The organism is Pseudomonas sp. Root569 (assembly GCF_001427465.1).
GTDB classification, from domain to species: Bacteria; Pseudomonadota; Gammaproteobacteria; order Pseudomonadales; family Pseudomonadaceae; genus Aquipseudomonas; species Aquipseudomonas synxantha.
Genome location: NZ_LMGQ01000005.1, coordinates 115,244 through 136,086, shown reverse-complemented (window position 1 = coordinate 136,086; position 20,843 = coordinate 115,244). Strand labels below are relative to the sequence as shown.

At 59.5% G+C, this 20,843-nt stretch carries 23 protein-coding genes; 1 reads left to right on the top strand and 22 read right to left on the bottom strand.

All coding sequences use genetic code 11. The annotated features are described in order from the left end of the window. Nucleotides 1–229: 229 nt before the first annotated feature. The 21 genes from ASD70_RS06765 to trmJ form a co-directional block, all read right to left on the bottom strand. On the bottom strand, nucleotides 230–1,021 hold the full coding sequence (locus ASD70_RS06765; RefSeq protein WP_046069437.1) for an amidohydrolase: 792 nt from the start codon (nucleotides 1,019–1,021) through the stop codon (nucleotides 230–232). Further along, on the bottom strand, nucleotides 1,009–2,157 hold the full coding sequence (locus tag ASD70_RS06760; RefSeq protein ID WP_056845991.1) for a pyridoxal phosphate-dependent aminotransferase: 1,149 nt from the start codon (nucleotides 2,155–2,157) through the stop codon (nucleotides 1,009–1,011). Before ASD70_RS06760 ends, ASD70_RS06765 begins: the two co-directional genes overlap by 13 nt. Before the next feature lie 134 nt (nucleotides 2,158–2,291). Further along, entirely contained in the window at nucleotides 2,292–3,761 is a 1,470-nt protein-coding gene (der, locus tag ASD70_RS06755) for a ribosome biogenesis GTPase Der (RefSeq protein ID WP_046069439.1), read from the bottom strand. 264 nt (nucleotides 3,762–4,025) lie between these two features. Next, nucleotides 4,026–5,177: an outer membrane protein assembly factor BamB gene (bamB, locus tag ASD70_RS06750; RefSeq protein ID WP_056845990.1), complete on the bottom strand. Its 1,152-nt coding sequence runs from the start codon at nucleotides 5,175–5,177 to the stop codon at nucleotides 4,026–4,028. Beyond that, nucleotides 5,170–5,811: a YfgM family protein gene (locus tag ASD70_RS06745; RefSeq protein WP_003194010.1), complete on the bottom strand. Its 642-nt coding sequence runs from the start codon at nucleotides 5,809–5,811 to the stop codon at nucleotides 5,170–5,172. Before ASD70_RS06745 ends, bamB begins: the two co-directional genes overlap by 8 nt. Nucleotides 5,812–5,852: 41 nt before the next feature. Continuing rightward, complete coding sequence (hisS, locus tag ASD70_RS06740; RefSeq protein ID WP_056845989.1) at nucleotides 5,853–7,142, bottom strand: histidine--tRNA ligase; 1,290 nt, start codon at nucleotides 7,140–7,142, stop codon at nucleotides 5,853–5,855. A gap of 23 nt (nucleotides 7,143–7,165) precedes the next feature. Next, a complete protein-coding gene (gene ispG / locus ASD70_RS06735) occupies nucleotides 7,166–8,275 on the bottom strand; it encodes a flavodoxin-dependent (E)-4-hydroxy-3-methylbut-2-enyl-diphosphate synthase (RefSeq protein ID WP_003175952.1) in 1,110 nt (369 codons plus the stop codon). Between the two features lie 2 nt (nucleotides 8,276–8,277). After that, nucleotides 8,278–9,255 carry a RodZ domain-containing protein gene (locus ASD70_RS06730; RefSeq protein ID WP_046069442.1) on the bottom strand — a complete coding sequence of 326 codons (978 nt, stop codon included), beginning with the start codon at nucleotides 9,253–9,255 and terminating at the stop codon, nucleotides 8,278–8,280. Continuing rightward, nucleotides 9,255–10,013 carry a type IV pilus biogenesis/stability protein PilW gene (gene pilW / locus ASD70_RS06725; protein ID WP_056845988.1) on the bottom strand — a complete coding sequence of 253 codons (759 nt, stop codon included), beginning with the start codon at nucleotides 10,011–10,013 and terminating at the stop codon, nucleotides 9,255–9,257. Before pilW ends, ASD70_RS06730 begins: the two co-directional genes overlap by 1 nt. A gap of 12 nt (nucleotides 10,014–10,025) precedes the next feature. Then, entirely contained in the window at nucleotides 10,026–11,174 is a 1,149-nt protein-coding gene (gene rlmN, locus ASD70_RS06720; protein ID WP_005791178.1) for a 23S rRNA (adenine(2503)-C(2))-methyltransferase RlmN, read from the bottom strand. Between the two features lie 29 nt (nucleotides 11,175–11,203). Then, nucleotides 11,204–11,629 (bottom strand): nucleoside-diphosphate kinase, encoded by a 426-nt coding sequence (gene ndk / locus ASD70_RS06715; protein ID WP_003175956.1) that lies wholly within the window; start codon nucleotides 11,627–11,629, stop codon nucleotides 11,204–11,206. A 92-nt stretch (nucleotides 11,630–11,721) separates the two neighbouring features. Beyond that, complete coding sequence (iscX, locus tag ASD70_RS06710) at nucleotides 11,722–11,922, bottom strand: Fe-S cluster assembly protein IscX (protein ID WP_032879605.1); 201 nt, start codon at nucleotides 11,920–11,922, stop codon at nucleotides 11,722–11,724. 14 nt (nucleotides 11,923–11,936) lie between these two features. After that, a complete protein-coding gene (gene fdx, locus ASD70_RS06705) occupies nucleotides 11,937–12,278 on the bottom strand; it encodes an ISC system 2Fe-2S type ferredoxin (protein ID WP_046069444.1) in 342 nt (113 codons plus the stop codon). Nucleotides 12,279–12,281: 3 nt separating this feature from the next. Then, the gene (gene hscA / locus ASD70_RS06700; RefSeq protein ID WP_056845987.1) at nucleotides 12,282–14,144 is read right to left on the bottom strand and encodes a Fe-S protein assembly chaperone HscA; all 1,863 of its coding nucleotides are present in this window, start codon (nucleotides 14,142–14,144) and stop codon (nucleotides 12,282–12,284) included. A 51-nt stretch (nucleotides 14,145–14,195) separates the two neighbouring features. Continuing rightward, nucleotides 14,196–14,717, bottom strand: coding sequence for a co-chaperone HscB (hscB, locus tag ASD70_RS06695; protein ID WP_043046817.1), 522 nt, complete (start codon nucleotides 14,715–14,717; stop codon nucleotides 14,196–14,198). Between the two features lie 8 nt (nucleotides 14,718–14,725). Continuing rightward, nucleotides 14,726–15,049 (bottom strand): iron-sulfur cluster assembly protein IscA, encoded by a 324-nt coding sequence (iscA, locus tag ASD70_RS06690; protein ID WP_046069446.1) that lies wholly within the window; start codon nucleotides 15,047–15,049, stop codon nucleotides 14,726–14,728. 28 nt (nucleotides 15,050–15,077) lie between these two features. Next, a complete protein-coding gene (iscU, locus tag ASD70_RS06685) occupies nucleotides 15,078–15,464 on the bottom strand; it encodes a Fe-S cluster assembly scaffold IscU (protein WP_043046816.1) in 387 nt (128 codons plus the stop codon). 99 nt (nucleotides 15,465–15,563) lie between these two features. Beyond that, on the bottom strand, nucleotides 15,564–16,778 hold the full coding sequence (locus ASD70_RS06680) for an IscS subfamily cysteine desulfurase (RefSeq protein ID WP_003194019.1): 1,215 nt from the start codon (nucleotides 16,776–16,778) through the stop codon (nucleotides 15,564–15,566). A gap of 50 nt (nucleotides 16,779–16,828) precedes the next feature. Next, the gene (iscR, locus tag ASD70_RS06675; RefSeq protein ID WP_003194020.1) at nucleotides 16,829–17,320 is read right to left on the bottom strand and encodes a Fe-S cluster assembly transcriptional regulator IscR; all 492 of its coding nucleotides are present in this window, start codon (nucleotides 17,318–17,320) and stop codon (nucleotides 16,829–16,831) included. 302 nt (nucleotides 17,321–17,622) lie between these two features. Next, the gene (gene cysE / locus ASD70_RS06670; RefSeq protein WP_046069447.1) at nucleotides 17,623–18,405 is read right to left on the bottom strand and encodes a serine O-acetyltransferase; all 783 of its coding nucleotides are present in this window, start codon (nucleotides 18,403–18,405) and stop codon (nucleotides 17,623–17,625) included. A gap of 2 nt (nucleotides 18,406–18,407) precedes the next feature. Beyond that, nucleotides 18,408–19,178 carry a tRNA (cytosine(32)/uridine(32)-2'-O)-methyltransferase TrmJ gene (gene trmJ, locus ASD70_RS06665; protein WP_056845986.1) on the bottom strand — a complete coding sequence of 257 codons (771 nt, stop codon included), beginning with the start codon at nucleotides 19,176–19,178 and terminating at the stop codon, nucleotides 18,408–18,410. 145 nt (nucleotides 19,179–19,323) lie between these two features. Here trmJ and suhB point away from each other — a divergent pair, with 145 nt between their 5' ends. Continuing rightward, the gene (gene suhB / locus ASD70_RS06660) at nucleotides 19,324–20,139 is read left to right on the top strand and encodes a type III secretion system regulator SuhB (protein WP_005791195.1); all 816 of its coding nucleotides are present in this window, start codon (nucleotides 19,324–19,326) and stop codon (nucleotides 20,137–20,139) included. Nucleotides 20,140–20,300: 161 nt separating this feature from the next. Here suhB and ASD70_RS06655 read toward each other — a convergent pair whose 3' ends face one another. Then, entirely contained in the window at nucleotides 20,301–20,843 is a 543-nt protein-coding gene (locus tag ASD70_RS06655; RefSeq protein WP_003194023.1) for a glycine zipper 2TM domain-containing protein, read from the bottom strand.

Genomic DNA, 20,843 nt, shown 5'->3' with positions numbered 1-20,843 from the left:
AGCCAGGCAGGATATGACCAGCTTCTTCATGCGGTATAACCGAATTAGGCTCCACAGCTACAATAACTACCTGTCTCCAATAGCCATGGAGCAGCAGGAGGCTTGACCACCGTAATCGGTGTCCGGAAAAACTTGACCAGAACAGCTTGCTCGCGAAAAACCCAAAGGCACCGCTGGCAACCTGATAACGCTGCGTTATCGTTGGCGCTTTTCGCGAGCAAGCTCGCTCCTACAGGAACTGAAAGCTATCGGCATCCAGGTTCGCTGGAAACCTGGTGCGATAAGCAGCCAACTCCGCCGCATCCAGAATCACCTGGAACACCCCGTCCGCCTCCCCTGCACTCAGCAAGGTTTCACCTTGGAAATCCAGCACCTGGCTGTCGCCGGTGTAGGCGAAGCCCTTGCCGTCCGTGCCGACGCGGTTCACCGCCGCCACGTAACACAGATTCTCGATGGCCCGCGCCGGCAACAAGCGGTTCCAATGCTGACGCCGCGCACCGGGCCAATTGGCGGTGTACAGCAGCAAGTCGGTGTCCTGGGCATCGCGACTCCATACCGGGAAGCGCAGGTCGTAGCAAATCAGTGGGCGTATGCGCCAGCCCTTCAACTCAAACTGCACCTGGCGTTCACCGGGGGTGTAGTGATCGTGCTCACCGGCCATGCGGAACAGGTGACGCTTGTCGTAATGCAACACCTCGCCATCCGGCCTTGCCCACAACAGGCGGTTGCGGTGGCTACCGTCGGCGGCCTGGATAATCACGCTGCCAGTGATCACCGCGTTGTATTTGGATGCCTGCGCCTGGAGCCAGTGATGGGTCGGGCCGTTTTCCGGCTCGGCGAGCGCTTCGGACTCCATGGAGAAACCGGTGGTGAACATCTCCGGCAGTATGATCAGGTCGGCGCCATTGGCCTGCTCCAGCAGCAGCTCAAAATGCTCAAGGTTAGCCTGACGGTCATGCCACACCAGGCTGGTCTGGATCAGGGCGATGTTCAGATTGGGCAGTGCACTCAGATCACGCATAGCTTTTCGGCTGCTTGTTGCAGCGTCTCCTCGCGTTTGGCAAAGCACAGGCGCACCAGGCGCTGGCCTTGGGGTGGGTTCTGGTAGAACACCGAGACCGGTATGGTCGCCACGCCGTGTTCGCGGGTCATCCACAAGGACATGGCAATGTCATCCAGGTCTGGGCGAATCTGTGAGTAATCCACCAGTTGGAAATAAGTGCCGCTCACCCGGGTAAAACTGAAGCGGGATGGCCCCAGCAGGTCGCAAAACATGTCGCGCTTGGCCTGGTAAAAGGCCGGCAGTTCTTCGACATGCTCCGGGTGATCAGCCATGAAGTCAGCCAAAGCGTACTGCAAAGGGGTCACGCCGCAAAAGTTGACATATTGATGCACCTTGCGCAGTTCGGCGCTGAGGGCCGGGGGAGCGACCACATAGCCGGTTTTCCAGCCGGTCACGTGATAAGTCTTGCCGAAGGAACTGACCACGAAAGCGCGCTGATACAACTCTTCGTGGGCGAGAACGCTGACGTGTGGCACACCGTCGAACACCAGATGTTCGTAGACCTCATCGCTGACCAGGTAGATATCGCGGTCGCGGATCAGTTCGGCCAACTGGTCCAGCTCGGCACGGCTGATCAGCGCGCCAGTCGGGTTATGGGGCGAGTTGATGATGATCATGCGGGTGCGCGGTGACAGTGCCGCCTTGATCTTCTCGAAGTCGAGGGCAAAGCCGTCCAGGCTCAGTTGCACGTGCACGCAACGACCACCGGCCAGCTCCACTGAGGGCTCATAGCTGTCGTAGCTGGGGTCGAACACGATGACTTCATCGCCATTGCGAATCACCGCCTGGATCGCACAGAAGATCGCCTCGGTGGCGCCAGGAGTGATGGTCACCTCGCTGTCGGCATTGACTGTGGCGCCATAACTGCGAGCAATTTTGGCAGCCACCTGCTGCCGCAACACGGGCAAGCCGGTCATGGGCGCGTATTGGTTGTGACCCAGAGCGATATGCTTGCCCACTGCGTCGAGCAAACCTTGCGGTCCATTGAAATCCGGGAAACCCTGGGACAGGTTGAGCGCGCCGGTTTCAGCAGCGAGTTGCGACATGGTGGTGAAAATGGTCGTGCCGACGTTCGGCAGCTTGCTGGTGATCATCGGAGGCCCCTGCAGGTGAGCCTCAAGTTTTAAGCTGCCAATTGCATCGGGTCAAGGCACAAACGGCCGCGCATAAAAAAGGGCTCCAAAGGAGCCCTCTCTTGCAGCTTGTCGCTCACAACTTATAGCGCCTGCTATTTCTTGTCGCGACGCTTCTTGTCGGCCTTCTTGTGGTGAGTCATCAAACGACGCTTCTTGTTCACCTGACGGTCGGTCAGTGTGTTCTTGTTGCCTTCGTATGGGTTCTCGCCACCCTTGAACTCGATGCGGATCGGCGTACCGACCAGTTTCAAGACTCGGCGGTAAGTGTTTTCCAGGTAACGCACGTAGGACTTGGGCACCTTCTCGATCTGATTACCATGGATCACGATAATCGGCGGGTTGGCACCACCCAAGTGGGCGTAACGCAGTTTGATCCGGCGGTTGTTGACCATCGGCGGGGCGTGCTCGCCCACGGCGTCTTCGAGGATCTGGGTCAGGCGGTTGGTCGGCCAGCGGGTGACCGCAGACTTGAACGAGTTCTGTACGGAGGCGTAGAGGTTGCCCACGCCGGTACCGTGCAGTGCCGAGATAAAGTGGATGTCGGCAAACTCAACGAAGAACAACCGACGCTGCAGCTCGATCTTGACGAAATCGCGCTCGCTCGGCGTCATGCCGTCCCACTTGTTGATCGCGATCACCAGGGCCCGACCGGCTTCCAGGGCAAAGCCCAGCAAGTTGAGATCGTGGTCTACCACGCCTTCGCGGGCATCCATCACGAAGATCACCACGTTGGCGTCTTTGATCGCCTGCAGGGTTTTGACCACGGAGAACTTTTCAACTTCTTCGTGGATCTTGCCGCGCTTGCGCACACCTGCGGTGTCGATCAGCGTGTACTTCTCGTCGTTACGCTCGAACGGGATGTAGATACTGTCGCGGGTGGTGCCGGGCTGGTCGTAGACGATAACGCGGTCTTCACCGAGCATGCGGTTGACCAGGGTCGACTTGCCGACGTTCGGGCGACCGATGATGGCGATCTTGATACCGTCTTTTTCGCTCGGGCCAGGAATGCGCTTGGCTTCCTCGCCTTCGGCAACGATCTCTTCATCACCCTCTTCTTCCTCGACGTCATCCTTGGGGAAATCGCGCAGGGCGATTTCCAGCATCTGGGTGATGCCGCGACCGTGGGCACCGGCGACCGGGATCGCGTCTCCCAGGCCCATCGGGCTGAATTCGGCACGGGCTGCCTCAGGATCGATGTTGTCGATCTTGTTGGCGACCAGATAGGAACGCTTGTTACGCTTGCGCAGGTGCTCGCCAATCATCTGGTCGGCAGCGGTGTAGCCGGCGCGGGCATCCACCAGGAACAACACGACATCGGCTTCTTCAATGGCCAGCAGCGACTGCTCGGCCATCTTTTCGTCCATGCCATGCTCGTCACCGGAGATACCACCGGTGTCGACGATAATGTAGGAGCGCCCTTGCCACTTTGCCTCACCGTATTGGCGATCACGGGTCAGACCGGACAAGTCGCCGACGATGGCGTCGCGAGTCCTGGTCAGGCGGTTGAACAAGGTGGACTTGCCGACGTTAGGTCGGCCCACCAGGGCGATTACGGGAACCATGCGGCTCTCCACTTCGTTATTTCAGAAAATACAAAAGCCGCTGCAGGGCAGCGGCTGGTGCTCGGGGCGGCATTTTAAATGCCACATGCCCTGCTCTGGCACCACCACTGTAGGAGCGAGCTTGCTCGCGAAAAACCCAAGGACGACGCGTCTATCCAGAAAACCCGCGTTATCGTTGAAGTCCTTCGCAAGCAAGCTTGCTCCTACAGCAACAGGCATTGAAACAGGGCCGCCTGGGGGGTTACCCCAAGCATAGTCAAACCTTTACTTGATGGTCAGGGCTTCCAGCGTGCCGCCGTTGCCATACACATAAAGCATGTTACCTACCACCAGCGGGCGTGCACGCAGGCCGTCGCTGTCGATACGCTGGCGACCCACAAAGCGACCGTCCACCTGGCTCAACAGGTGCAGGTAACCTTCGAAGTCACCTACCGCTACGTAGCTGGAGAAAACTTCCGGAGCCGACAGTTGACGGCGAGCCAGTGAGTCGTTGCTCCACAGTGCGGTGGTGGAACGCTCATCGACGCTTTCAACCGTGCCGGAGGCCAGGCTCACATAGACGCTGCCAAACCCTTGGGCGACACCTGCATAGCTGGAAGCATCACGCTGCCAGTTGATGCGGCCGCTCTGCAGGTCCAGCGCAGCAACACGGCCCTGGTAGGTGGCGACGTAGAGGGTTTCGCCCGACAGCAGCAAGCCACCGTCGATGTCCACGACGCGATCCAGCTCGGAACGACCTTGTGGGATAGCCACACGGGTTTCCCAGGCCGGCACGCCGTTCTGGGTATTCAAGGCGACCACTTTACCGGTCGACAGGCCAGCAACGGCGAGGTTGTTGGTCACAATCGGACCACTGGTACCGCGCAGGGTCAACACCGCCGGGGTGCTGTCGTATAACCAGCGCTGGTCACCGGTGGAGGCCTCCAGGCCGATCACGCGGTCATCCTGGGTTTGTACCACGACGATATCGCCGTTGGTCGCAGGTGCCGAGAGCACTTCACTGGTCACGCGAGCGCGCCATTTTTCTTCGCCGGTGCTGGAGTCGAGTGCGACCACGTCACCTTTGAGCGTGCCGATCAGCACCATGCCGTAGCCGACGCCCACACCGCCGGAAACCGGCAGCTCGAGGTCTTTCTTCCACTTCACGTCGCCATTCATGCGATCCATGGCAATGACAACGCCAGTGGAGTCGGTGGCGACGATGTTGTCGCCCTCTATGGCCGGCTGCAACAGGTTGTAGAGGTCGCCCTGACCATCACCGACGGAGCGGCTCCATTGCTTTTGCAGGACCACTTCTTCCTTGAAGCTGGTCAGCTCGGCAGGTGGCAGTTCTTTTTTGCTGTTGCTGCTGCAACCCGCGGCCAAAACGGCCAGAGCCAGCAATGCTGCATGTTTCCAACGGATCACGTCACGCATCCCCTTTGGCCAAGTCGTCGAGCTTGATTTGTAAGCCACCGACCGCCGCTTCATCAGACAGCGCCGCCTTGGCTTTTTGGTACGCAGCATGGGCTTCGTCGGTACGACCCAATTGGACCAACAGGTCGCCCTTGAGCTCTTCGCGAGTGGCCACGAATGCCTTGTCAGCATCGCCGTCGAGCAGTTTGAGTGCTTCGTCAGCCTTGTTCTGTGCCGCCAATACCTGTGCCAGGCGCTGACGTGCGATTTCACCCAGGGTCGGGTTGGTCGGCTTGTCGGCGATGGCCTTCAGCTCAGTGGCGGCATCATCCAGCTTGCCGGTATCAACCGCCACTTTCGCGACGAACAGGCTGCCGTACTGGGCGTAGGTGCTACCGCCGAATTCGTTCTTCAGCTTGCCAGCCAGATCTGCAACCTGCGCGGGGTCAGGCTTGCCGTCCGGCGTCAGGGTAGTTTCCAGCAATTGCTGATAAACGATCGAGGCGCCTTGGGACTGGTTGGCCTGATACTTGGTCCAGGCTTGCCAGCCGAACACCACCACTAACGCCAGCAGGCCGCCAGTGACCAGGGGCTTGCCGTTACGCTGCCACCAGTCCTTGAATTCGGCCAGTTGCTCATCATCAGTACTCGACACCCCAATACTCCTTAATCGCTAAATTCGGCTGTTCGACAGCTTCAACCCTGCACGACGCAGGTGGCCAAGTGCGCAGCGAGCGCATCAAAGGCAATGTTCTGTTGTTCGCCCTGGCCACGCAGGGGTTTGAAACCTATCACTTGCTGGCCCAGCTCATCATCGCCGAGGATCAGCGCATACAGCGCACCGCTCTTGTCGGCCTTCTTGAACTGGCTTTTGAAGCTACCGGCGCCGGCATTGATCTGCAGCCGCAGGTTCGGCAGTTGGTCGCGCACTTTTTCGCTCAAGGCCAGGGCAGCCAGTTCGGCGGCCTCGCCAAAGGCGCACAGGTACACATCCACCTGACGGGAAATCTCTTCGGGCACCTGCTCGAGGGTTTCGAGCAGCAGGATCAGCCGCTCAATGCCCATGGCAAAACCTACGCCCGGGGTCGGCTTGCCACCCATTTGCTCCACCAGGCCGTCGTAGCGACCACCGGCACACACGGTACCCTGGGCGCCGAGTTTGTCGGTGACCCACTCGAACACGGTCTTGCTGTAGTAATCGAGGCCACGCACCAGTTTCGGGTTGATCACGTAGGGAATACCCGCGGCATCCAGGCGAGCCTTAAGGCCATCGAAGTGCACCCGGGACTCGTCGTCCAGGTAATCAGCCATTTTCGGCGCATCGACCAACACGGCCTGGGTGTCGGCGTTCTTGGTATCCAGAACGCGCAACGGGTTGGTCTTCAGACGGCGTTGGCTGTCTTCGTCCAATTTGTCCAGGTGGGCCGACAGGTACTCGACCAGGGCTTCGCGATAGCGGCCCCGGGACTCGCTGGTGCCCAGACTGTTGAGCTCAAGCTTGACCGCGTCACGAATGCCCAACTGGCCCCACAGGCGCCAGGTCAGCACGATCAGCTCGGCGTCGATGTCCGGGCCGTCCAGGTTGAAAACTTCGCAACCGATCTGGTGGAACTGGCGGTAACGGCCTTTCTGCGGGCGCTCGTGGCGATACATCGGGCCGATGTACCACATTTTCTGGGTCTGGCCACCACCGGTGATGCCATGTTCCAGAACCGCGCGCACGCATGCGGCTGTGCCTTCCGGACGCAGGGTCAGGGAGTCCCCGTTGCGGTCTTCAAAGGTGTACATCTCTTTTTCGACGATGTCGGTCACTTCACCGATGGAGCGCTTGAACAGCTCGGTGAACTCGACGATCGGCGTGCGTATCTGCTTGTAACCGTAGTTATCACACAGACGCGCGACAGTGCTTTCGAAGTAGCGCCACAGTGGCGTCTGCTCCGGCAGGATGTCGTTCATGCCACGAATGGCTTGCAGAGACTTGCTCACATCAGATCCTTAAATTCGTTCAATCAGCCGCGAGCGATCAGCGCTGCGTCAGCGGCGACCTTCTCGGCCGCTTTCTCGCGGATCAGCTTTTCCAGCTCATCCACCAGATTGTCATTCGTCAGTTTCTGCGACGGCTTGCCGTCGATGTAAATCAGGTTCGGCGTACCGCCAGTCAGGCCCACATGGGCTTCCTTGGCTTCGCCCGGCCCGTTGACCACACAACCGATCACTGCGACATCCAGCGGCACCAGCAGGTCTTCGAGGCGCAACTCCAGATCGTTCATGGTTTTCACCACGTCGAAGTTCTGCCGCGAGCAGCTCGGGCAGGCAATGAAGTTGATACCACGGGAACGCAAGCGCAGGGACTTGAGAATGTCGTAGCCGACCTTCACTTCCTCTACGGGGTCTGCCGCCAGGGAGATGCGGATAGTATCGCCAATCCCTTCGGCGAGCAGCATACCGAGACCCACGGCAGATTTCACTGTGCCTGAGCGCAAACCGCCAGCTTCGGTGATACCCAGGTGCAACGGCTGCACGATTTCCTTGGCCAGCAGGCGGTAGGCTTCTACCGCCATGAACACGTCGGAGGCCTTTACGCTGACCTTGAAGTCCTGGAAATTCAGGCGCTCAAGGTGCTCAACATGGCGCAAGGCCGACTCAACCAGCGCCGCCGGGGTGGGCTCGCCGTATTTTTTCTGCAGGTCTTTTTCCAGGGAGCCGGCGTTGACGCCGATGCGGATCGGGATACCACGATCACGGGCAGCATCCACCACGGCTCGCACACGGTCTTCGCGACCGATGTTACCCGGGTTGATACGCAGGCAATCCACGCCCAACTCGGCGACGCGCAACGCGATCTTGTAGTCGAAGTGAATGTCGGCAACCAACGGCACCTTGACCAACTGCTTGATGCGGCCGAAAGCCTCGGCGGCATCCATGTCCGGTACGGAAACTCGCACGATGTCCACACCGGCCGCTTCCAGACGGTTGATCTGGGCCACGGTAGCCGCCACATCGTTGGTGTCGCTGTTGGTCATGCTTTGCACTGCAATGGGGGCATCGCCGCCCACCGGCACAGAGCCGACCCAGATCTTGCGCGATACGCGACGTTTGATTGGAGATTCGCCGTGCATGACTATTGTCCCAACTTGAGGCGAGCAGTCTCGCCACTGGTGAACGGCGCCACGTCTACAGGCTGGCCGTTGTAGGCCACTTGCGCGCCACGGGCAAAGCCCAGACGCAGCGTCAAAGGAGGCTTGCCGCCCTGGTCCAGCGTATCTCCCTTACGCTTCAAACCGCTGAACAGCACTTTGCCGTTGCCATCGGTGACCTGCGTCCAGCAGTCAGCGACGAAGGTAATCTGTACTCGCCCATCACCGGCGATCAACGCCGGGGTGGTGGGAGGCGACATCGCCGGCGCTGTCGGTGCGGCTGGCGCGGGGGCAGGTGTCGGTGCGGCCGGTGCCTGGGCCACAGGTGCTGTCGGGGCCGCTGGAGCCGGTACCGCAGGCGTCGCAGCCGGTGCCGTGGCGGTTTCCGGCACAGGCTGCTCGACAGCGGCCGGCGCTTGCGGCGTGGTTTGCCCTTCTACAACGGCCTGGTCTTCCGGCTCATCCAGCGGATGAATCTGGGTGGTGCCGTCGGCGCTTTCGACTTCGACGTGCTCCATGGCATTGCTGGTCAGGTCTTTGCTGCGCTGGGAGGCCTGGTCTTGCCACCAGACGAAACCGCCACCGATCACGGCAATCAGCAGTAACAGGCTGACAATCCGCAAAATCGTATGGGAAACCCGTGTTGGTTCTTCGATGCGCCCCAGGCCGTGGACGTTACTGCCCTGGGAGTCGGTACCGGTGAACTGGTCGAATTCCTGCACCAGCACAGTCTGGTCGATCCCCAGCAATTTGGCATAGGCGCGGATATAGCCGCGGGCAAACGTATGCCCGGGCAGCTTGTCGAACGCGCCGGCTTCCAGATTGGCCAGGGACGTGCTGGTCAAATTGAGCTTGAGGGCCACTTCCGCCAGCGACCAACCATTGCTTTCGCGGGCCTGACGCAAGGTGTCGCCTGGGTTTACGCGATTAGCTGCTACATCTTCCGGGTGCGCGGCTTTCATCATTGCTCCGACAGGTATTGCTGATATTCCGGCGTACCGGGATAGAGTCGTTCGAGTTGCTGGCCAAAACGTGCGGCCGTGTCGTGTTCTTCATGAACCGTCGCCAGGCGCACACCGAGCAATAGACTACGTGCATTTTGCCCGCTGAGCAGGCTAAAACGCTCGTAATAGTCTCGTGCAGGCACATAATGCCTGTCTTCGTACGACAACTCAGCCATTTCGAGCAATGCCCAAGGCTGGCGGCTGTTCAGATGCAAGGCTTTTTCAAGGTGCTGACGCGCGTTGTCGCGCTGGCCGAGGCGCATCGAGGCCACACCGAGGTTCTCGAACACTCGCGAACGCTCCGGGTAGAGGGTATCGGTGGCAGCCTGTTGGAAATAACGCGACGCCAGGTCATAACGCTTCTGCTCGAACAGGAAACTGCCGTAGTTATTCAGCAGCCGTGGGTCGGCAGGGCGTGAAGCCAGGGCCTTGTGGAAATAGCGGTCGGCCAGTTCAGGCTCGGCCTGGGCCTGGAATACCTGGGCCAGTGCGGCATTGGCGTCGGCATCCTCGTTGTCCAGCTCAAGGGCCTTTTTCAATGGCACCTTGGCCTGCTCGCTCATGCCTTGGCGCAGGTAGCCCAAGCCCAGCTGCACATAGGCAACTCGCGCCTCATCACGGCCTTTATCCGTTTGCAAAGGGCTGACATGGCCCGATGAAACGCAACCGGCCACAAGGCCGGTAACCAGTAAAAGCAGCGCAAGGCGCAAGGGCATAGAGGTCCTCTCTCAGATTCGATTCACAGCAATTTGCGGCAAATCTTCAGCGGCGTTAAGTTCGCGCACGGCGATATAACGTTCGCTGCGGCGGGTGCGATCCATCACCTGCCCTACCAATTGACCACAGGCGGCGTCGATGTCTTCACCACGGGTGGTGCGCACGGTGACGTTGTAGCCGGCCTGGTGCAGTTGATCCTGGAAACGACGGATGGCGTTGTTGCTCGGCCGCTCGTAGCCAGAATGTGGAAACGGGTTGAACGGAATCAGGTTGATCTTGCACGGGGTATTCTTGAGCAACTCGATCATCTCGACCGCGTGCTCGACCTTGTCGTTGATGTCCTTGAGCATGGTGTACTCGATGGTCAACACGCGCTTCTCGCCCAGGGTCGCCATATAGCGCTGGCAAGACTCGAGCAACATCTTAAGCGGATACTTCTTGTTGATCGGCACCAATTGGTTACGCAATGCGTCATTGGGTGCATGCAGCGACAACGCCAGGGAGACGTCGATGTGCTTGGCCAGCTCATCGATCATCGGTACCACGCCGGAGGTCGACAGGGTCACACGGCGCTTGGAGATGCCGTAGCCCAGGTCGTCCATCATCAGGTGCATGGCCGCAATCACGTTGTCGAAGTTCAGCAGCGGCTCACCCATGCCCATCATCACCACGTTGGTGATGGCACGGTCGACGGTCGCCGGGACGCTGCCAAAGGATTTGTTGGCAATCCACACCTGGCCGATGACTTCGGCGGCGGTGAGGTTGCTATTGAAGCCTTGCTTGCCGGTGGAGCAGAAACTGCAATCCAGGGCACAGCCTGCCTGGGACGAAACGCACAAGGTGCCGCGTTTGCCCTGGGGGATGTACACGGTCTCGACGCAGCTGCCGGACGCCACGCGCACCACCCATTTACGGGTGCCGTCGCTGGAAATGTCCTCGCTGACAACCTCGGGACCACGCACCTCGGCAATGGCCTTGAGCTTGTCGCGCAGGGCCTTGCTGACGTTCGTCATGGCGTCGAAATCGTCGACGCCAAAGTGGTGAATCCACTTCATTACCTGACCGGCACGGAAACGCTTCTCCCCGATTGAGTCGAAGAATTTCTCCATTTCCGGCTGAGTCAGACCCAGCAGGTTGGTTTTAACAGTCGATGTAGTCATGGATTCACCCTCACTCTTTAAGCCGATGCTTAGCGAGCGGTTACTTCAGTAGCAGCGAAAAAGTACGAGATTTCGCGAGCAGCAGCGGCTTCGGAGTCCGAACCGTGAACAGCGTTGGCGTCGATGGATTCAGCGAAGTCAGCACGGATGGTGCCGGCAGCGGCTTCTTTAGGGTTGGTAGCGCCCATCAGCTCACGGTTCAGAGCGATAGCGTTTTCGCCTTCCAGTACCTGGACAACAACAGGACCGGAGATCATGAAGGCAACCAGGTCGCCGAAGAAGCCACGAGCGCTGTGCTCAGCGTAGAAGCCTTCAGCTTCAGCCTTGGACAGTTGCTTGAGTTTCGAAGCTACAACCTTCAGGCCGGCTTTTTCGAAACGAGTGGTGATCTCGCCGATGACGTTTTTTGCAACAGCGTCAGGCTTGATGATGGAGAAAGTACGTTGAACAGCCATGGTGTAACTCCAGAAACGGTAATTTACGAAAAATTAAACCCGCGAATTATACGCGGGTTATTAGGTATTGCCTAACTGCGTAAAAAGGCGGCTCAGTCTGCTTCTTCGATCCACAGGCCTTGAATCGCCTCCAGGACCTTTTCGCCACCCCGGTCAGGGATGTCGTCAAAATCCGGCAGCGCCATTACGAGGTTGCGCAGCTTGACGAAGTTCACGGTAAGAGGATTGACCTCAGGGTGAGCTTCGGCAAGTTGTATAGCGATTTCTTGTACATCAACCCATTTCAGGCTCATGACAGTTCCTTGAATCAATGCGGCGCTTCGGCGGCATGGTTAAGCGAATATTTCGGAATTTCGACGGTGATGTCTTCAGTGCCAACCTTTGCCTGACAGCTTAAGCGAGAGGTGGCTTCCAGACCCCAGGCACGGTCAAGAAAGTCCTCTTCCACCTCATCGGCTTCCTCCAGGCTTTCGAAACCTTTACGAATGATGCAGTGACAAGTGGTGCAGGCATTCACGCCGCCACAGGCACTTTCGATCTCGATGTGATTGTCATGCGCGACGTCGAGCAGGGACTTGCCGGTCTCAGCTTCCACGACCTTGCCCTCAGGGCAATGCTCGGCGTGCGGTAGAAAAGTGACCTGCGGCATCAGTTATTCCTCGATTTCATTCAGGTTGCGCCCCGCCAGTGCGGCTTTCACCGTCTGATCCATGCGGCGGGCGGCAAAGGCGTCAGTAACCTGCGACAAGCGCTTGGTCTGCTGCTCGATGGCATAACCATCATTACCTTTCATCAGTTCGGCCAGTTCCTGCATCTGCAGGTCGATAACCATGCGCTCCTCGGCATCCAGCAGGCGCTCACCGTCAGCATCCAGGGCCCCCTGCACCGCTTCGAGCAGGCGCTGGGCATCGACTTGCTGCTCACGCAGCACACGGGCGACCTTATCGTCGCCGGCGTACTGGAACGAGTCCTTGAGCATCTTGGCGATTTCGCCGTCGGTCAGGCCGTAGGACGGCTTGACCTGGATGCTGGCCTCAACACCAGAGGCCAGCTCACGGGCCGCCACGCTGAGCAGGCCGTCGGCGTCGACCTGGAAGGTGACACGAATCTTCGCTGCGCCCGCGACCATGGCCGGGATACCGCGCAATTCAAAGCGCGCCAGGGAGCGGCAATCGCTGATCAGCTCGCGCTCGCCCTGCAGCACATGAATCATCATGGCCGTCTGGCCGTCTTTATAGGTGGTGAAATCCTGGGCGCGGGCGACGGGGATGGTGGTATTGCGTGGAATCACCTTCTCCATCAGGCCGCCCATGGTTTCGAGGCCCAAGGACAATGGAATCACGTCGAGCAACAGCAACTCGCCGCCATCGCGCTTGTTGCCGGCCAGGGTATCAGCCTGAATCGCGGCACCGATGGCAACGACTTGGTCCGGATCGATTTCTGTCAGCGGCTGGCGACCGAAGGCTTCGGCCACGGCCTCGCGAACGCGCGGTACGCGGGTGGAACCGCCGACCATGACCACGGCAGCCACGTCTTCCAACTCGACACCGGAGTCACGAACAGCACGGCGACATGCCCTGAGGCTGCGAGCGACCATCGGCTCGATCAGCGCATCGAAGGCTTCGCGGGTCAGCTGTGCTGACCAGCTACCGTAGGAGACTTCAACAGAAGCGGCATCAGTCAGTGCTTCCTTGGCGGCACAGGCGGTCTGCAGCAGATTACGCTGCGCGCCTGGATCCAAGTCGGCAGACAAACCGGCGCTGGTGATAATCCAACCTGCAATGGCGTGGTCAAAGTCATCGCCGCCCAGGGCACTGTCGCCACCGGTGGCCAGCACTTCGAACACACCGCCGGTCAGGCGCAGGATTGATATATCAAAGGTGCCGCCGCCCAAGTCGTAGATAGCAACCAGGCCTTCAGCGTGCTGATCCAAGCCATAGGCTACAGCGGCCGCAGTCGGCTCGTTCAGCAGGCGCAGCACGTTCAGGCCCGCGAGCTTCGCCGCATCCTTGGTAGCTTGGCGCTGCGCGTCATCGAAATACGCGGGAACGGTGATCACCGCACCGACCAGTTCGCCGCCCAAGGTGGTTTCCGCACGCTGGCGCAGCACCTTGAGGATATCGGCCGATACTTCCACCGGGCTCTTCGGCCCTTGGACGGTATCGATGAACGGCATATGGGATTCACCGCCGACAAAGCGATAGGGCAACTGGTCGCCCAATTGCTTGACGTCGGACAGACCACGACCCATCAAGCGCTTGACCGACAGCACAGTGTTCAGGGGGTCCGAGGACGCGGCCAGCTTGGCCGATTCACCGACTTCGGTACGATCAGCGTGGTAACGCACAGCGGACGGCAGGATCACCTGCCCATCGGCATCGGGCAGCGGCTCGGACAGGCCGCTGCGCAAGGCGGCGACCAGGGAATTGGTAGTGCCCAAGTCAATCCCCACCGCCAGGCGACGCTGGTGCGGTTGAGGGCTTTGGCCGGGTTCGGCGATTTGCAGTAGAGCCATGGTAATCAGGTCTTATCTGTCTATCAGGCGTGCATCACGGGCAGCACTGGGTTAATCGTCGAGGCGCTCTTCTAGCTGGCGCACTTCGTAGGTGAGCTTGTCGAGGAACTGCATGCGCCGCATCAGGCGTTCAGCCTGCTCGCGTTGCGCAGCATCATCCCAACAGGCTGCGAAGCTTTCGTTGAGCTCATCCTGGGCGGTTTTCAGACGACGCTTGAAAACCGCGACACCCGCCACATCGGCTTCGTCCTGCAAGTCTTCGAGTTCTTCGCGCCACTGCATCTGCTGCATCAGGAAGTCCGGGTCATGCACGGTCACTTCCAATGGCAGCTCGCCACCGTTCATCGCAAGCAGATAGCGCGCGCGTTTCGCAGGGCTTTTGAGCGTCTGATAGGCTTCGTTGAGGCTGGCCGATTGCTCCAGGGCCTGGCGTTGTTCACGCTCGGAAGCGTCAGCAAAACGGTCCGGATGCACGCCACGCGCCAGTTCTCGATAGCGCGTGGCAAGCTGATCGAGGTCCAGGCGAAAGCTCGGCTGCAGCTCGAATAAAGCGAAATGACAAGGAGTACCCACGAGTAGCCTCAGATGTTGAAGCTTTCGCCGCAGCCACATTCACCGCGCACGTTGGGGTTGTTGAACTTGAAGCCTTCGTTCAACCCTTCCTTGACGAAATCGAGTTCGGTGCCGTCCAGGTAGGCCAGGCTCTTAGGGTCGATGATCACTTTCTCGCCGTGACTTTCGAACACCTGATCCTCTTCAACCACCTCGTCGACAAACTCCAGCACGTAGGCAAGGCCGGAACAGCCTGTGGTGCGAACACCCAGACGAATCCCCTCACCTTTACCGCGCCCATTCAGGGAGCGGCGAATGTGCTGCGCAGCCGCTTCTGTCATGCTGATAGCCATCGTTGACTCCTTACTCGTCGCCAAATGCTTAGATCAAGCCTTTCTTCTGCTTGTAGTCGCGAACGGCCGCCTTGATGGCGTCTTCCGCAAGCACCGAGCAGTGGATTTTCACTGGCGGCAGGGCCAGTTCTTCGGCCAGCTGGGTGTTGCTGATGGTGACAGCCTCATCCAGGGACTTGCCTTTCATCCACTCGGTCGCAAGGGAACTGGAGGCGATGGCCGAACCGCAGCCATAGGTCTTGAACTTGGCATCTTCGATAATGCCCTGTTCGTTGACCTTGATCTGCAGGCGCATCACATCGCCGCACGCCGGAGCGCCGACCATGCCGGTGCCGACATCAGGGTCTTGCGCGTCCATCTTGCCGACGTTGCGCGGGTTTTCGTAGTGGTCGATGACCTTTTCGCTGTAAGCCATGGTACTGAATCCTCACTCATCAGGGCCGCTCTGGAACCCTGTAGAAACGCCTGCGTTTACCGCCACGTTCCTACAGAGCTTGGGTGGCGGCTTCTATAGTTAGTGTGCCGCCCACTCGATCTTGGAAATGTCGACACCGTCTTTGTACATATCCCACAGCGGCGACAGAACGCGCAGCTTGTTGACGGCTTCGCAGACTTTCTGCGCGGCGTAGTCGACTTGCTCTTCGGTGGTGAAGCGACCGAACGTAAAGCGGATCGAGCTGTGAGCCAGTTCGTCGTTGCGGCCCAGGGCGCGCAATACATACGAAGGCTCAAGGGATGCCGAGGTACAGGCCGAACCGGACGAGACCGCCAGGTCCTTGAGCGCCATGATCAGCGACTCGCCTTCGACGTAGTTGAAGCTCAAATTCAGGTTGTGCGGTACACGGGCGGTCATGCTGCCATTGATGTACAGCTCTTCAAGGTTCTCGACCTGCTTGTAGAAACGATCGCTCAGGGCCTTGATACGCACGTTCTCGGCAGCCATGTCTTCCTTGGCTACGCGGAAGGCTTCGCCCATGCCGACGATCTGGTGGGTCGCCAGGGTGCCCGAACGCATGCCGCGCTCGTGACCGCCGCCGTGCATGGTGGCTTCAATGCGCACGCGTGGCTTGCGGCTCACGTACAGCGCGCCGATGCCTTTAGGGCCATAGGTCTTGTGGGCCGAGAACGACATCAGGTCGACTTTCAGCTTGGACAGGTCGATGTCGACCTTGCCGGTGGACTGGGCAGCGTCGACGTGCAGCAACACACCCTTGGAGCGGGTCAGCTCGCCGATGGCTGCGATGTCGTTGATGGTGCCGATTTCGTTGTTCACGTGGATCACGGAAACCAGGATGGTGTCTTCACGCATCGCGGCTTCGATCATGGCCGGGGTGACGATACCGTCGGTGGTGGGCTCGAGGTAGGTGACCTCGAAACCTTCACGCTCCAGTTGGCGCATGGTGTCGAGGACAGCCTTGTGCTCAATCTTGGTGGTGATCAGGTGCTTGCCCTTGGTCGCGTAGAAATGCGCGGCGCCCTTGATAGCCAGGTTGTCGGACTCGGTAGCACCGGAGGTCCAGACGATTTCACGCGGGTCGGCATTGACCAGGTCAGCGACCTGGCGACGAGCATTCTCCACCGCTTCCTCGGCCTTCCAGCCGAATACGTGGGAACGGGAGGCCGGGTTGCCGAAGTTTCCGTCGACCAGCAGGCATTCGCTCATTTTTTGCGCGACACGCGGATCAACCGGGGTGGTCGCTGAGTAATCAAGGTAAATCGGCAATTTCATGGACTTTCTCCTAAATCAGGCTGGCTGGCGTGCCGTTAGCTCTGCGGCTGTCACTCGACGGCGGACGCTTCGATCTTGTCCAGGCGCGGCGCCTTGGTGTTGCAACGGCGCTGGTCCTGACGCTGGGCTACTTCTTGCACCTCACGGCGAGTCACAAGATCAGCCAAGCTGATACCACTCAAAAACTCATGGATCTGCAGGCTCAAGTCACACCACAAGTGGTGCGTCAGGCAGGTGTCGCCGGCGTGGCAATCACCCAGGCCCTGGCACTTGGTGGCGTCGACGGATTCATTGACCGCGTCGATCACTTGGGCTACCTGGATGCCCTGCATGTCGCGGGACAATTGATAGCCGCCACCTGGACCACGAACGCTGGAAACCAGGTTGCTGCGGCGCAATTTGGCGAACAGCTGTTCGAGGTAAGACAGGGAAATGCCTTGGCGCTCGGAGATATCGGCCAGGGACACCGGCCCAGTTTGCGCGTGCAAAGCCAGGTCAAGCATGGCGGTCACCGCGTATCGGCCTTTTGTAGTCAGTCTCATGGACAAGGTACCAAGGTGTTTCAGAATGGGAGCAAGTATGCGATTCCCGAGTATTTAAGTCAACTATAAGACCTAGTGCTTTAGTCGGGATTACCCGTAAAAAGGGCGCGCGAATCATAGCAGCATGGGGTGGGATGGACCAGCGGGAACAGGGCCTGGCAGAGATCTCGAGACCAATGGAGATCAAAATGTGGGAGGGGGCTTGCTCCCGATGACTGAATGTCAGTCACTTATCAGTTGGCTGACCCACCGTTATCGGGAGCAAGCCCCCTCCCACAGGGATCTCTGGCGGCCTTGGGACTTCAGCTTGCCTTGGTGGCGGCCTCGTCCTTGATCTCGGCGAAGTCCTCTTCGCGCAACTCAGGCAGATCCTTAGCACAGTAGGGGCTGCCCAGGTCCTTCAGTGCGCCACACATACCGTCCAACTTGCCATCCACCGCCTGCAGGTGGTCGAGCAATTGACCAATGGCGCGCGCCACCGGGTCGGGCATGTCTTCGCTGACGCCGTAGGCATCGAAGCCGATCTTCTCGGCCATGGCCTTGCGCTTGGCCTCCTGCTCGTCGCCGACTTCCGGCTTGACGATGATGCGACCCGGAATGCCCACCACGGTGGCGCCAGCAGGTACAGCCTTGGTCACCACGGCATTGGAGCCTACCTTGGCGCCGGCGCCCACGGTAAACGGCCCCAATACCTTGGCGCCCGCCCCTACCACTACGCCATTTTCCAGGGTCGGGTGGCGCTTGCCTTTATTCCAAGTGGTGCCGCCCAGGGTCACACCCTGGTACAGCGTCACGTCATCACCAATCTCGGCGGTCTCGCCAATCACGATGCCCATGCCGTGATCGATGAAGAAGCGGCGACCGACCTTGGCGCCAGGGTGAATCTCGATGCCGGTCAGCCAGCGACCGAAGTTCGACACCAATCGCGCCAGCCATTTCCAGCCCATGCCCCACAACACAGCAGACAGGCGATGGATCCAGATCGCGTGCATGCCCGGGTAGCAGGTCAGCACTTCAAAGGCATTGCGCGCCGCCGGGTCTCGGTGGAAAACGCTCTGGATGTCTTCTCGCAAACGCTCGAACATTGTTAATCCTTCCGCTTAAGAAGCTCGCCACGGGCCGCTTTCTGGGTTTCCGTGAGGATGCCACGCAGTATATTCATCTCAGCCCGGCTCACCGAGCTGCGACCGTACAAGCGACGCAGGCGCGCCATTAAATGCCTTGGCTTTTCAGGATCGAGGAATTCGATGGCTACCAGGGTTTGCTCCAGGTGCTCATAGAAGCGTTCAAGCTCGTCCATGGTGGCCAACTCGCCACTTTTGGTCGATGCGACTTCATCCTTCTCAACCTTGCTCGGCTGGCCTTGAGCAGCCAGCCAGGCCATGCGCACTTCGTAACTCAATACCTGCACCGCCGCCCCGAGATTCAGCGAGCTGAATTCAGGGTCTGATGGAATGTGCACGTGGTAATGACATCGCTGCAGCTCTTCATTGGTCAGGCCGGAGTCTTCACGGCCGAACACCAGGGCGATCTCAGCGCCACCGGCAGCCTCTTCTACCACTTTGGTGCCGCATTCACGTGGATCCAGCAGCGGCCAGGGGATGCGTCGGTCACGGGCGCTGGTGCCGAGCACCAGGTTGCAGCCGACCAGAGCCTCTTCCAGGGTGGCGACGATTTGGGCGTTTGCCAGCAGGTCATTGGCGCCGGATGCACGGGCGTCGGCCTCGTGGTGCGGGAATACCCGCGGCTCGACCAGCACCAGGCGCGTCAGCCCCATGTTTTTCATGGCTCGCGCCMCCCCGCCGATGTTGCCGGGATGACTGGTATTGACCAAGACGACACGAATGTTTTGCAGCAAGGGAGGCGCTCTCGGACATGGGAAAGGGGAGCAAATCTTACAGAACAGCCTAAGGTTATGCCATGAAAGCTAACGTCGTCCTTCACCTGAAGAAAGTTTCTGCTAGAATGCCCGGCTTTCTTTAACAACCTTAGGTGACACATCCATGCAGCCCATGCTGAATATCGCGCTGCGCGCCGCCCGCAGCGCCAGTGAATTGATCTTCCGCTCCATCGAGCGCCTGGATACCATCAAGGTCGATGAAAAAGACGCCAAGGATTATGTATCCGAGGTCGATCGCGCCGCCGAACAGAAGATCATCGACGCCCTGCGCAAGGCCTACCCTACCCACGGCATCCTCGGTGAAGAAACCGGCCTGCACAAAGGTAGCGGCGAAGGCGAAGACTACCTGTGGATCATCGACCCACTGGATGGCACCACCAACTTCCTGCGCGGCATCCCGCACTTTGCAGTGAGCATCGCCTGCAAATACCGTGGCCGTCTGGAACACGCCGTTGTGCTGGACCCGGTTCGCCAGGAAGAATTCACCGCCAGCCGTGGCCGTGGCGCCCAACTGAACGGCCGTCGCCTGCGTGTCAGCGGTCGCACCAGCCTGGAAGGCGCCCTGCTGGGCACCGGCTTCCCGTTCCGTGACGACCAGATGGACAACCTGGAAAACTACCTGGGCATGTTCCGCGCCCTGGTTGGCCAGACCGCCGGCATCCGCCGCGCCGGTGCAGCCAGCCTGGACCTGGCGTATGTTGCCGCGGGTCGTTTCGATGCATTCTGGGAATCGGGCCTGTCCGAGTGGGACATGGCTGCAGGCGCCCTGCTGATCCAGGAAGCTGGCGGCCTGGTGAGCGATTTCACCGGCGGTCACGACTTCCTTGAGAAAGGCCACGTGGTTGCCGGCAACACCAAATGCTTCAAGGCAGTACTGACGGCGATCCAGCCGCACCTGCCGGCTTCGCTGAAGCGTTAAGCGAGCGAGCACAAAAAAGCACCCTCAGGGGTGCTTTTTTTATGCCTGGGATTTGTGCCAGCCCCGTGAATCAGCAGCAATACATATCAAATGTGGGAGGGGGCTTGCCCCTCCCACATTTTGAACTGCACCAGAGCTTTGAATCAGTGCCAGGCCCGGGATTACTGCTGGTTCTGACCGAGGATCAGACGCCCTTCCTTATCCACCGGAATCTGGCTGCCTGGATCACGCTCCATACGCACAGTCCCTTCCTTGCCATCCAGGTTGTAACGCACGTCATAACCGACAACCTTGTCGCTGATGTCGTTAACAGTGTTACAGCGGGTTTGCGTGGTGGTGTAGGTATCACGGTTCTGCATGCCTTCCTGAACCTTGTTACCGGCGTAACCGCCACCAACCGCACCGGCCACGGTGGCCAGTTTCTTACCGTTACCGCCACCGATCTGGTTACCCAGCAGACCACCTGCAAGGGCACCCACTACGGTACCGGCGATTTGATGCTGATCCTGCACCGGACGCTGCCGGGTCACGGTGACGTCCTTGCAGACCTCACGAGGGGTTTTAATCTGGGTTTTCACCGGCTGCACCGCCAGCACTTGCGCATACTCAGGGCCGCTTTTTACCAGGCTGTAGGTGGCAACAGCGCCCCCGGCAGTCACACCGACAGCACCCAATACCGCACCAACCAGCAACGACTTGTTCAC

Excerpts from the sequence above, each read along its gene's own strand:
- suhB (WP_005791195.1), top strand. The coding sequence starts at position 19,324 with ATGCAGCCCATGCTGAATATCGCGCTGCGCGCCGCCCGCAGCGCCAGT.
- hscA (WP_056845987.1), bottom strand. The coding sequence starts at position 14,144 with ATGGCTCTACTGCAAATCGCCGAACCCGGCCAAAGCCCTCAACCGCAC.
- iscR (WP_003194020.1), bottom strand. The coding sequence starts at position 17,320 with ATGAGACTGACTACAAAAGGCCGATACGCGGTGACCGCCATGCTTGAC.
- iscX (WP_032879605.1), bottom strand. The coding sequence starts at position 11,922 with ATGAGCCTGAAATGGGTTGATGTACAAGAAATCGCTATACAACTTGCC.
- iscU (WP_043046816.1), bottom strand. The coding sequence starts at position 15,464 with ATGGCTTACAGCGAAAAGGTCATCGACCACTACGAAAACCCGCGCAAC.
- bamB (WP_056845990.1), bottom strand. The coding sequence starts at position 5,177 with ATGCGTGACGTGATCCGTTGGAAACATGCAGCATTGCTGGCTCTGGCC.
- pilW (WP_056845988.1), bottom strand. The coding sequence starts at position 10,013 with ATGCCCTTGCGCCTTGCGCTGCTTTTACTGGTTACCGGCCTTGTGGCC.
- iscA (WP_046069446.1), bottom strand. The coding sequence starts at position 15,049 with ATGGCTATCAGCATGACAGAAGCGGCTGCGCAGCACATTCGCCGCTCC.
- fdx (WP_046069444.1), bottom strand. The coding sequence starts at position 12,278 with ATGCCGCAGGTCACTTTTCTACCGCACGCCGAGCATTGCCCTGAGGGC.
- rlmN (WP_005791178.1), bottom strand. The coding sequence starts at position 11,174 with ATGACTACATCGACTGTTAAAACCAACCTGCTGGGTCTGACTCAGCCG.
- cysE (WP_046069447.1), bottom strand. The coding sequence starts at position 18,405 with ATGTTCGAGCGTTTGCGAGAAGACATCCAGAGCGTTTTCCACCGAGAC.
- ASD70_RS06760 (WP_056845991.1), bottom strand. The coding sequence starts at position 2,157 with ATGATCACCAGCAAGCTGCCGAACGTCGGCACGACCATTTTCACCACC.
- ndk (WP_003175956.1), bottom strand. The coding sequence starts at position 11,629 with ATGGCTGTTCAACGTACTTTCTCCATCATCAAGCCTGACGCTGTTGCA.
- ASD70_RS06730 (WP_046069442.1), bottom strand. The coding sequence starts at position 9,255 with ATGAAAGCCGCGCACCCGGAAGATGTAGCAGCTAATCGCGTAAACCCA.
- ispG (WP_003175952.1), bottom strand. The coding sequence starts at position 8,275 with ATGCACGGCGAATCTCCAATCAAACGTCGCGTATCGCGCAAGATCTGG.
- ASD70_RS06680 (WP_003194019.1), bottom strand. The coding sequence starts at position 16,778 with ATGAAATTGCCGATTTACCTTGATTACTCAGCGACCACCCCGGTTGAT.
- der (WP_046069439.1), bottom strand. The coding sequence starts at position 3,761 with ATGGTTCCCGTAATCGCCCTGGTGGGCCGACCTAACGTCGGCAAGTCC.
- ASD70_RS06765 (WP_046069437.1), bottom strand. The coding sequence starts at position 1,021 with ATGCGTGATCTGAGTGCACTGCCCAATCTGAACATCGCCCTGATCCAG.